11 protein-coding genes and 1 pseudogene are annotated in these 9,882 nt (G+C 69.6%); 3 read left to right on the forward strand and 9 right to left on the reverse strand.

All coding sequences use genetic code 11. The features are described from left to right. Window positions 1-31: 31 nt before the first annotated feature. A complete protein-coding gene (locus ACH4S7_RS21370; protein ID WP_398522788.1) occupies window positions 32-856 on the reverse strand; it encodes a fibronectin type III domain-containing protein in 825 nt (274 codons plus the stop codon). A 31-nt stretch (window positions 857-887) separates the two neighbouring features. Further along, entirely contained in the window at window positions 888-1,502 is a 615-nt protein-coding gene (locus ACH4S7_RS21375; RefSeq protein ID WP_398522789.1) for a hypothetical protein, read from the reverse strand. 362 nt (window positions 1,503-1,864) lie between these two features. Between ACH4S7_RS21375 and ACH4S7_RS21380 the strand changes: the two genes are divergently transcribed. Continuing rightward, a complete protein-coding gene (locus ACH4S7_RS21380; RefSeq protein WP_398522790.1) occupies window positions 1,865-2,371 on the forward strand; it encodes a hypothetical protein in 507 nt (168 codons plus the stop codon). Here the strand turns inward: ACH4S7_RS21380 and ACH4S7_RS21385 are convergent. The 4 genes from ACH4S7_RS21385 to ACH4S7_RS21400 all read right to left on the reverse strand — a co-directional run bounded on the left by ACH4S7_RS21385 (window position 2,358) and on the right by ACH4S7_RS21400 (window position 5,242). After that, window positions 2,358-3,404, reverse strand: coding sequence for an ABC transporter substrate-binding protein (locus ACH4S7_RS21385; RefSeq protein ID WP_398522791.1), 1,047 nt, complete (start codon window positions 3,402-3,404; stop codon window positions 2,358-2,360). The genes ACH4S7_RS21380 and ACH4S7_RS21385 overlap by 14 nt on opposite strands. After that, a complete protein-coding gene (locus ACH4S7_RS21390; protein ID WP_398522792.1) occupies window positions 3,404-4,075 on the reverse strand; it encodes an ABC transporter permease in 672 nt (223 codons plus the stop codon). Before ACH4S7_RS21390 ends, ACH4S7_RS21385 begins: the two co-directional genes overlap by 1 nt. Next, a complete protein-coding gene (locus tag ACH4S7_RS21395; RefSeq protein ID WP_398522793.1) occupies window positions 4,072-4,752 on the reverse strand; it encodes an ABC transporter permease in 681 nt (226 codons plus the stop codon). The genes ACH4S7_RS21390 and ACH4S7_RS21395 overlap by 4 nt, the downstream gene beginning before the upstream one ends. Window positions 4,753-4,828: 76 nt before the next feature. Further along, a complete protein-coding gene (locus tag ACH4S7_RS21400; RefSeq protein ID WP_398522794.1) occupies window positions 4,829-5,242 on the reverse strand; it encodes a VOC family protein in 414 nt (137 codons plus the stop codon). 109 nt (window positions 5,243-5,351) lie between these two features. On the opposite strand from ACH4S7_RS21400, the gene ACH4S7_RS21405 reads away from it, so the two are divergent. Beyond that, window positions 5,352-5,936, forward strand: coding sequence for a TetR/AcrR family transcriptional regulator (locus ACH4S7_RS21405; protein WP_398522795.1), 585 nt, complete (start codon window positions 5,352-5,354; stop codon window positions 5,934-5,936). Between the two features lie 99 nt (window positions 5,937-6,035). Here the strand turns inward: ACH4S7_RS21405 and ACH4S7_RS21410 are convergent, their stop codons facing one another. The 3 genes from ACH4S7_RS21410 to ACH4S7_RS21420 all read right to left on the reverse strand — a co-directional run bounded on the left by ACH4S7_RS21410 (window position 6,036) and on the right by ACH4S7_RS21420 (window position 9,617). Beyond that, window positions 6,036-7,310 carry a glycosyltransferase family 4 protein gene (locus ACH4S7_RS21410; protein ID WP_398522796.1) on the reverse strand — a complete coding sequence of 425 codons (1,275 nt, stop codon included), beginning with the start codon at window positions 7,308-7,310 and terminating at the stop codon, window positions 6,036-6,038. Window positions 7,311-8,414: 1,104 nt separating this feature from the next. Continuing rightward, window positions 8,415-8,798 (reverse strand): zinc ribbon domain-containing protein, encoded by a 384-nt coding sequence (locus ACH4S7_RS21415; RefSeq protein WP_398522797.1) that lies wholly within the window; start codon window positions 8,796-8,798, stop codon window positions 8,415-8,417. A 117-nt stretch (window positions 8,799-8,915) separates the two neighbouring features. Then, the gene (locus ACH4S7_RS21420; protein WP_398522811.1) at window positions 8,916-9,617 is read right to left on the reverse strand and encodes a TetR family transcriptional regulator; all 702 of its coding nucleotides are present in this window, start codon (window positions 9,615-9,617) and stop codon (window positions 8,916-8,918) included. Between the two features lie 182 nt (window positions 9,618-9,799). Between ACH4S7_RS21420 and ACH4S7_RS21425 the strand changes: the two are divergent. Then, window positions 9,800-9,882 (forward strand): annotated as a pseudogene (locus tag ACH4S7_RS21425) (electron transfer flavoprotein subunit beta); the annotation flags it as partial.

Here is a 9,882-nt window from a genome sequence, read left to right on the forward strand (position 1 = left end):
AAGGAGAGACGCCGGAGGCGAGGTTCCGTCCTCAGCCGGTGGCCGTCCGGCCCGTGGTGTGGTGGACGACGTTCGACCGCTCGCCGTAGAAGAACGCCCGTACCCGGATGGACGCCTTCTTCTCCTGTGGCAGGGTGATCAGCCCCGTGGACTCGATGTTCGGTCCGAGCACCGCGGCGACTCGGAAGTCCCGGGCGCCCTCGGGCCTGACCTCGACGAGATGGCCGGCCTCGTCGCGTGCCCGGTCCCGCCAGGTGAGCAGGATCCCGTTCGCGTGCTTGACCGTGACCTTCAGCGCTGTTGGCGCGGCGGTGTCCCCGCCCCGGACGGACTGGCGCCCCGCCGGGGACTTGGCCCTGAGCCTCTTCGGTACGGCCCACTGATGGTCACTGCGCTGGTCCTGCGTACTCAGCCCGCCCTTCGGCAGGCTGAGGTCCACCGTCCGTGAGACCGGCCCACCGTAGGCGCGCAGCCGGTAGTAGAACGGCGTTTCCGGCATGAGGTCGGGGTGCTTGTAGCGGTCCTGCCCCCCGGGGGCGAACTCCAGGATCGTGTAGTCGCCCCCGGGTTCCGTGGCGAACTCGACGACCTGCCCTCCGGCCGCGGCGGCCCCGCCCCGCCAGCGCAGGGTGATGTCGGTCGGTGTGTCGAGCTTCGCCGACAGCGTCACGCCCTGGCCGGCGGACGCGGGCCGCTGTCCGGACGTACCTGACCTGTCCGATGGTCCGGATGCTCCGGTCGGGCCGGACTGATCTGGCCGTCCTGCTGCCCTGTCGTCCGTGCAGCCGGACATCAGGACGGTGAGCAGGGCGGTTCCGAGGAGGGCGGCCCGGGTCAGGGATGGGGTGCGGGGCATGGTCGTCAACTCTCGTCCGTCGGTCTACCCGCTACTTGGTCCACATCTTGACGCCGCCCCAGGTGACCTTCACCGGGCCGTATCCACTGGCCGTGCGGTAGGCGCCCAACTTGTCGTAGTAGCTTCCGGAGGCGCTGGGGGCGTCGGTGCTGTTGATGCGCGAGCCGTTGATGTACGTACGGTGCGAGACGCCCACTTGGTGAATGGTGTTGACCCGTACGGTCGTGCCGACGGGGGCGCTGCCGGGGAGGGTGGCGCCGCCGTGCACCGAGTAGAGCCGGCCGCCGTTCTCCACCGCGAGCAGGAAGTACGAGCCCGCGTTCGGGTTCTCCCGGAAGGTCTGCTTGAGGCTGATCCTGCTGCCACCCATGGACTCGATCCGGAAGCGTCCCTCGAACTGGTGGGTTCCATCGGTATAGGTGGGGTAGCGGAACTCGGCGCGCTGATCGCCGCTGGCCGTGTTACAGGTCAGCTCGAAGACATTGGCGTTGATCACACCGCAGCCCCGCTCCTGGAGTTTCGGGGTGGGCAGCGGGCTGACCGGGATCCAACCGCCGGGCTCCTCCTCGGCGGAGGCGGGTGCGGTGCTCAGAATCAGTCCGCAGATCGCTAGGGCCGCGACAGCCAGGGAACGGGTGGTCCTCATGGCCGACTCCTTTCTGGAATTCCGGGAATTCCTGGTGCGCTGAGTGAATTCCCGGAAGTGGTTTTCGGTGGTGGAGGATCGGATATCAGTGGTGCGGTCCCGATGCCGGTCCGGGTCCGCATGAACGACCGTCGTCGATCGGATGCGTCATGGGCATACCGCCTCGGGCCGTGCGAACCGGGATCGAACCCCGGACCGGCCACGTCTCTCCGGAGGTGGTTCCAGGGTGTCCGACCTGCTGAGTCCCGGCATCGTGGAAAACCACGAACTGTGCCCCGGCGAGCGGATAGGGGGGCGGATACGGCTGGTGGTCAAACACGGCGTACGACGGGACAGCGCGACGGCCCTTTAGGATGCCGGTCATGGATGACTCGGCGCGCGCGTGGATCAGCGCGATTCCCCCGTTCGGCCCGGACGACGTCGGGGTGCTGCTCTCTCTCGACCTGACCTCCCGGGACCCGGGTGAGCGCATGGTCGCCGTACTGCTGAACAGGGGGCACGAGGGCGAGGAGGGCGTGTTCTCCTTGCTGCCGTTCGACCTGTCGGCCCGTTATGAACGCACCGGCGGTCGGCTCGCGGTCAGCGTCCTGGCCTCCCGGCAGGTACTCGTCGACGATCTGGCCGGCGATACCGACGACGACCGGGCCGCGTTGCGCGCGCACCTGGCCGGTCTTCCCCGTGACGCGGCCGACGACGACCGGGTCACCCTGTTGCGCCGCGAGCTGGTGACCGACTTCGTCCCCGCCGAACGGGACGGTGTGAAGCAGCCGGTTCTCCTCATCGACCACCCGGGCCCGGCTCCCCTCGCGGAGCTCCTCTCCGGGTTCGAGCGGGGCGAGTCCGGAATCGCGGTCCTCAACGCCGACTGACGTCGCCACGGGCCTTCCCCAGCAGCCCCTTGGACTCCAGGTACCGCCGCGCCACGTCCTCTGGCAGCCGTCGCCAACTGTCCACCTGTTCATTCATCGACGCCAGGTCCGCCGTGGTCAGGACGGTGTTCAGGCGACCCAGGGCCCGGGTGACCCCCGGGCCGCCGGCCCGCGCGCGGTTGACCACGGGCACGATGTAGTCGGCGTTCTGCAGATGTCTGTCATCCGCGAGCAGGACCAGTCCGAAGTCATCGAGCGTCGCGTCGGTGGTCGTGGTGAGGACCATCTGGTCCTGACCGCTCTGGACGGCCTGTTTGGCCTGGGTCGTGCCGACGCCCTTGGGGTCGACGCCGGTGATGTCGATGCCGTAGGTGGCGCGCAGCCCCGGTTCGCAGTACGGCCGTTGGACGCATTCGTCCCCCGCGGCGAGCCGTACCGGGAGACCGGACCTGCCCAGGTCGCTCAGCGTCCTGAGCCGGTGCCGCTGGGCGTAGGAACGGGAGACCGCGAAGGCGTTCTGGTCGACGGCGCGGCCGGGGTCGAGGACCTCCAGCCCGCGCGGTGCGGCCAGTCGCCGGAGCGCGGTCATTGTGGTGGCGAGGTCGGGCGAGCCGACCGGTGGCGCCTTCGGCCCGTTGGCCTTGGCGTTCAGCCAGTCCGCGAAGGTCGCCGCGTACTCGGGGACGACGTCGATCCGACCGCTCTCCAGGGCCGGTTCGTAGATCTCCCGGTTGGTGACGGAGAGGATCTTCGTCGAGTATCCGGCCCGGTCGAGGAGGAGCGCGTACGTCTGGGCGAGCAGATCGCTCTCGGTGAATCCGGCCGAACCGATCGTCAGATGCCTGCTGTCCCCGGGAGGGGCGGTGACCTCTCCCTGATTCTCCAGGGAGGGGCCGGTGGCGCAGCCGGCGACCGCCAGCAGCGCGAGGGCGACCAGGGCCAGGGCGAGCCGGGCGGGGGTAAGCCGGGCGGGGCGGGCGGGGGTAAGCCGGGCAGGGCCGGCGGGGGCGAGCCGGGCGGGGCGGGGCCGCATCAGCCGGTCCCCCGTGCCCAGGAGGGGCCCAGCCGCTGACCGAGCTCGAACAGCCCCTCCACGATCAGTGCGAAGGCGGCGACGAGGATCGCCCCGGCGATGACCTGCGGGGTGTCGGCGAGGTTGAAGCCCGCGGTGATGATGCGGCCAAGACCACCGCCGCCCGCGAGCGCGGCGATCGTCGCGGTGGCCACGAGCTGGACGGCCGCGATCCGTACGCCGGTCAGGATCAGCGGCAGCGCGAGCGGGATCTCCACGCCGGCCAGCATCTGCCGACCCGTCATCCCCATGCCCCGCGCGGCCCGGACCACGTCCTGGTCGACACCGCGCATTCCGACGTAGGCGTTGGTGAGCAGCGGGGGGACGGCGAACAGGACCAGCGCGATGATCGTCGGCCAGGAGCCGTAGCCACCGATCGGGCTGAGGAGGAGCAGGACGAGCACGGCGAAGGTGGGTACGGCGCGTCCGACGTTGGAGAGGTTCACGGCGAGGGCGCCGCCCTTGCCGAGGTGGCCGAGGACGAGGGCGACGGGCAGGGCGATCAGACAGCTCAGGCCGAGGCAGACGACGGTGAGGAAGAGGTGTTCGCCGAGCCGGTTCCAGACGCCGTTGTCACCGGCCCAGTTGGCGGCCGTGGTGAGCCACTCCCAGGTGCTCGCGAGGGTGTTCACCCGCTCACCGCCCGGGTCCAGGGGGTGGCGAACCGCTGTACGAGGAGGAGCAGCAGATCGGCGGCGACGGCGATGATCACGCAGAGGACGGACGCGGTGAGCACCTGGGCCTTGAAGTAGGTGTTCATGCCCGCGTAGATGAGATTGCCGAGACCGCCGTGGCCGACGATGGCCCCGATGGTGACGAGGGAGACGGCGGAGACGGTGGCGATCCGCAGTCCCGCCATGGCGGCGGGCAGGGCGAGTGGCAGTTCGACGGCGAGCAGCAGCCGGACGGGGCCGTATCCCATGCCCCGCGCGGCTTGCCGGGTCTCCTCCGGCACGGCGCGCAGACCGGCCAGGATGTTCCGTACGAGCAGGGTGAGCGAGTAGAGCACCAGTCCGGTGACGACGAGGGCGGCGGAGAGTCCGTACACCGGCAGCAGCAGCGAGAACATCGCGAGTGACGGGATCGTGTACAGGATGGTCGTCACCGCGAGGACCGGTCCGGCTGCCCAGCGCCAGCGGCGGGCGGCGACGGCGAGCGGGACGGCGATGACCAGGGCGAGCAGCACGGCGGCCGCGGTGAGCTGGAGGTGCTGGAGCGTCGCTTCCCAGAGGATCTCGCGGCGGGTGGAGAGGTACTCGCCACAGATCCATTCGTTGCGGGCGAGGCAGTCGTCGGGGGGCGCCGTCACGTGTTCATTGCAGCCCCGACGCCGGGAGCGCGCGCGCTGTGCTGACCTGTTCGAGTGCGGGGCCGCCGCGCCGGGGTCAGGAGGGGAGGTAGTTGTCGGCGTACTCCGCGGTGGGCGGGATCTCGGTGATGAGGTCGATCAGTACGCCATTGGGGTCGGTGACGATGAAGTGCCGCTGTCCGAAGTCCTCGCTGCGCAGCTCCAGCCGGGGGGTGAGTCCTTCGAGGACGACGAGGCGCTGCCACTCGGCGTCCACGTCGTCGACCTCGAAGTTGAGCAGCAGTCCTGAGACGGGGGTGCGGTACCCCTCGGGGATGGTCGGGTGGGTGTGGTCCAGCAGGGCGAGTTCACGGGACGGGTCGTCCGCATGGCGCAGGCTGACGTACCAGTCAGCCGCGAAGGTGGTTTCGAACCCCATCAGCCGGGTGTAGAAGTCCACCGACTCCTGGATCCGGGACGTTGCGATCACGGGATAGAAGCTGGTCAGCATGGCATTCTCCTTTTTCACATACCACTAGTATGCGAAACACGATATTGGCGTACCATCGGTATGTCAACAGTCGGCTTCCACAGTCGACGAGGCTCCGGGGAAGGACGCGATGACGACGAGGACCGAACAGCGGGAGCGGACCCGACGGACGCTGTTGGGCGTGAGCAGGGAGCTGTTCGCGGCGGAGGGGTACGGCGCGTTGGGGCTCGCGGAGATCGTCGGGGCCGCTGGCGTCACCAAGGGCGCGCTCTACCACCACTTCGCCAGCAAGGCGGAGCTGTTCCGCGCCGTGCTGGCGGAGGTCCAGGCAGAGGTCGGCGAGCGGGTCGCCGAGGCGGCCGATGCCCGGGACGACCCGTGGGACCAGCTCACGGCGGGGTGCCAGGAGTTCATCACGGCGGCCACGGATCCGGAGATCCAGCGCATCCTGCTGATCGACGGCCCGGCGGTCCTGGGCTGGCACGAGTGGCGGGTTCTGGACGAGGCGTCGTCGGCGCGCCATCTCGCCGAGGCGCTCACCGATCTGATCGAGCGGGGCGTCGTGGCCCGCCAGCCGGTGGCGCCGCTGGCGCATCTCCTCTCCGGCGCCATGAACGAGGCCGCCCTGTGGCTGGCCACCTCCGGGGCTCCGGAGAATGTGGCCGACACCAGGGCGGCCCTGTCCCGACTGCTGGAGAGCCTGCGAGTGCGCTGAGGCCCCCCCGGCGGGGGGCCGGCGGGGGGCGCCCCGGAGTCGTGGGCGCGCTCCCTGGTGGCGGGAGCTCGCCCACGGGGTCCGCGGCGCGGCCGGGGGTCAGCCGGTCCGCGGACCGGCGTCCGTCACTCCGAAGAGGTCGTGGTGCAGATCGCGCAGCAGGGCCTCCTCACCCGGACTGCTCTGGTCGAGCAGCCCGAGCCGGTCCGCCTTGTGCAGCAGATCCGCGGTCCCCTTCAGTCCGTAGCAGTCCAGCACGGCCCGGACCGAGTCCGGATAGCGGTCGACGTCCAGTAGGTGGGAGCCCCGGGGCGCGGTTGTCGTCCGGCCGGCCGCCGCCATCCCCGCGATGACGTCCGGCAGGATCTTCATGGTGGTCTCGTAGCGGGCCCAGTCGGGCGCCCGGCACTCCCATGGCTCGGTACGGTCCAGCACCCGCCCGCAGACGGCTGCGAAGTCCTCCGCGCACATCCGGGCGAACTCGAAGGGGTTGGCGACCGGCCGGGAGAGGTACTCGACGTCCACCAGGCCGCCGTTGCCCTCGTCGACGCAGTGCGGGAACCCTTCCCAACGCGGCACCACCGCCGGGGTCCCACAGGCGAGCGCCTCCAGGGGGGACTTGCCGTAGGTCTCGAAGACGCTGGTCGAGCCGGACACAAACAGATCCGCCGCGTTGTACAGCTCGACGGTGCGTTCCCGCTCCAGCCGGTGGAAAAGGATGGCCTCACCAAGGCCGGGTGCCAGCCGGTTGTAGTACGGGGGGTCGATATGGGTCACCGCCATCACGAGCAGCACCCGGGGGTCCGCGCGCCGCAGCAGCCGGTAGCCGGACAACAGGGACTCCAGACCCTTGTCGTTCATGAACCGCCCCGTGTACAGCAGGATCTTCCGGTCCCGCGGCAGGGCGAGCGCACTGCGGCACTCGGCCCGGTCCTTACCGCGGTACGCGTCGCCGATGCCGAAGGTGCAGATGTTCTCCGCCCGGATTCCGGTGAGGCGCTCGTAGGCGCGGGCGGCGTTCCGTGAGCCGCAGATGACCAGATCGCCCGGGTGCGCGTACTCGGCGATGAGGAGGAAGCGGAAGAGGATGTGCAGGGGGTACGGGTTGGCGTGCGGGATCATCAGCGCCGGGCAGGAGTAGCCGTCCCGCCGCATGAAGTACAGCAGCGGCAGGGACTCGACATGCTCGGCGATGACCACGTCGACCGAGGAGAGGTCGCAGGACGCCCGGAGGACGTCGTAGAGCTGCTCGAACCGCGCATAGGTGTGGTCGCCGGGCGGCAGCGGTCGGATCGTGAAGAGCAGTGTGGTGTCGGCGTCGCAGAAGTGGCGTACGTCGTTGGGGGTGTCGGTGAGGGCGAGGATTGTGGTCATCGTGCCTCCGGGGGGCGGGAGGTCGGCGCGGGCCCTGTCCGGACCCCCCGCCGGTGGGGCGCCCTCACCGTTGCGATGTCCGCTCCCCGTGGGTCGCCACCCTCGTACGGCGGGCTCCCCCTGAGGTGTGTCGCGGAAGTCTCCTGCGGCGGGCCGGACACGTCCCGGGCACGGCCGTCCGGGGGCTCGGTGTGCGCGCCGGGCCCCACGGGGTCCGCTCGGGCGTCCAGTGGTTCTTCATCGTGCTCTCCAATCCCAGGAAGGGAGCGCCCCAAGCGCCCCCTCCAGGCCGGATTTTCGGCAGCGCCGACCATCCCGTGCGGGGTAATTGAGCGAGTTGAAGACCGGAACTGTGGGAGATTTGCCGAGGCCCGAACAAGCGCACCCCAGCTCCTCCCGCTATCCATATCCGACATGCCCTCGATCCGCACAACAGGTTGCACAAACCGGTGAGTCAAGTCAATGCACACCCGGGAAAACCCTGTTACCGCTGGGGCTCATGTGACGCCAGATCGAGCATTGGCGTCAAAGATCGCAGGATGGCCGAAAGTATTCTCACCCATTCACCGCACCACATTTCGCGGAAACGGAGTTCGGCGAGAGCCCGGCCGGGGCGCTCACCCAGGAAGGGGCGCCAAGCCACCGGGGCCGCTCCCGCTCACCGGGAGGTCAGCATGGATCGACCGGGGCGGGAACAGAGATTCGACCGCCCGTCGCCCCCGCGCCGGTTCCGATCTCCCCGCCCCCTTCGCCGGGGGGACCCGCATGACCGTCCCCCCGGCGAGCGGTACCCACTTCACCCATCAACTCATCCGATATTGTCTTTGTCATATGCCCGTTCAGCGCTGTGATTTCGGCCAACTCCGGGACACGGTAATCGGCCGCGCACAAGCACATCCCCACGACAATGACGCGTTTCGATGCATTCACCGAAACGATCCTCCCCGTCTCGCGGCCATGCACATAGATGCCGTGGCCACGCTCTCCATGGGATCCCGCGAATGCCCTCATGAATCACGGATGGCCGGGAAGGAATGGGAGTGGCGTTTTCGGCGCCCGGATATCCGGGCGCACGGCGCGCCGACCGGGGCCGACCGGTGCCGGTCAGCACCAGTCGGCACGGCCCCCCGGGTCACAGAGCTCCAGGACGACCTCGCCCGCGACGGGATCCGTGCCGGCCACCGGGCGCACCAGGTCACCCACCCACACGAGGTGCGGCGGGACGCCGACGACACGGCAGCGGAACAGGAATCCCTCGGGGAATCGCACCAGGGACTCGTTCCGAGCCACCCGCGTATAGCGGTGCACGACGGACGACCTGACGACGACGCCCTCGCTGTGGCTGAGTTCGGACTCCAGATCACTCGACGCGCAGACCGGGCAGAGCAACCGCCGGAAGGACGCCGTACCGCACCAGCGGCAGCGTTGATGGATCAGACCCGCACCCTCGCGCACGCCGGGCGCGCCGCCTGTTCTCGCAGAGGACACGTCTCGACTCCCCGCACTCGACTGGAACGCTCCGCGTCTCACCTCGACGCACCCACACCATATGGCACTGCGTGCCAGTCGGTATAGGTACGGAGTGCCATTTCTTCGGCGTGATGCCTACTCGCCGAGGGCCGCCTCGACCCGCTGCACCACGCGCCACAGGGGAGCGCTCTTGGGCGCCACGATCACGATCACCTCACGGTCGTCACCGTCGCGCACCCCGGGATCGCCGACGCGGGCGTCGATCATCGGGCGAGCCGGCCGGGCCGGACTCCCCCAGACCTCCCGGACGAGTGCGAGCGCGTGGTCCACCGCTGCCTCCGGGTCCCCCGCACCGCCCGAACGGAGCCAGGACCTGAGCCCGTTGTTGTGCGCGGCGACCACGGCGGCGGCGATCACCTCGGCCCGCAGCGCGCCGTCCCGCACCCCGCCGTACCGCCCCCGGAGATAGCCGGCGAGGGTGCGCTCGTAGCGCCGGACGACGGAGAGTTCATAGGTGCGCAGACCGGGAACCTCGCGGGTGAGACGGTACCGCTGGACGGAGAACTCCGGATTCGCGGCGTACATCCGCAGGACGATCCGGGCTGCCTCGCAGACCCTGTCCACCGGGTCCCCCGCGCCGTTCGCCGCCAGGAACGCGGTCATGTCGGCGAGGCAGCGCTCATGGTCCGGGAAGACCGCGTCCTCCTTCGAAGGGAAGTAGCGGAAGAACGACCGCCGTCCGACTCCGGCGCGGGCGACGATGTCGTCGACCGTCGTCCGCTCGAAGCCCCGTTCCAGGAAGAGTTCGAACGCGGACTCGGCGAGCACCTCCCGCATCGGCGCCTTGATCGCCGCGCCGTCCGCCGCCGGGCCGGCGCCGGTCCTCGCTCGTTTGCGCACCTCAGTCATGCGGGGAACGTAGCACCGGAACGCCCTTGATGGCACTACGTACCTTTACACGGGGTACTGAGTGCCATAGCCTCGGAAGGGCGAACCGTCCATCAGTGAGGAGAGCCGGCGTGAGCTTGAGGATCGTTGTCTGTGTGAAGTATGTGCCCGACGCGACTGGCGATCGGCATTTCGCCGATGATCTGACGGTGGA

Origin of the sequence: Streptomyces sp. NPDC020965, assembly GCF_044333555.1 — a bacterium.
In the GTDB taxonomy this organism is placed as follows: domain Bacteria; phylum Actinomycetota; class Actinomycetes; order Streptomycetales; family Streptomycetaceae; genus Streptomyces.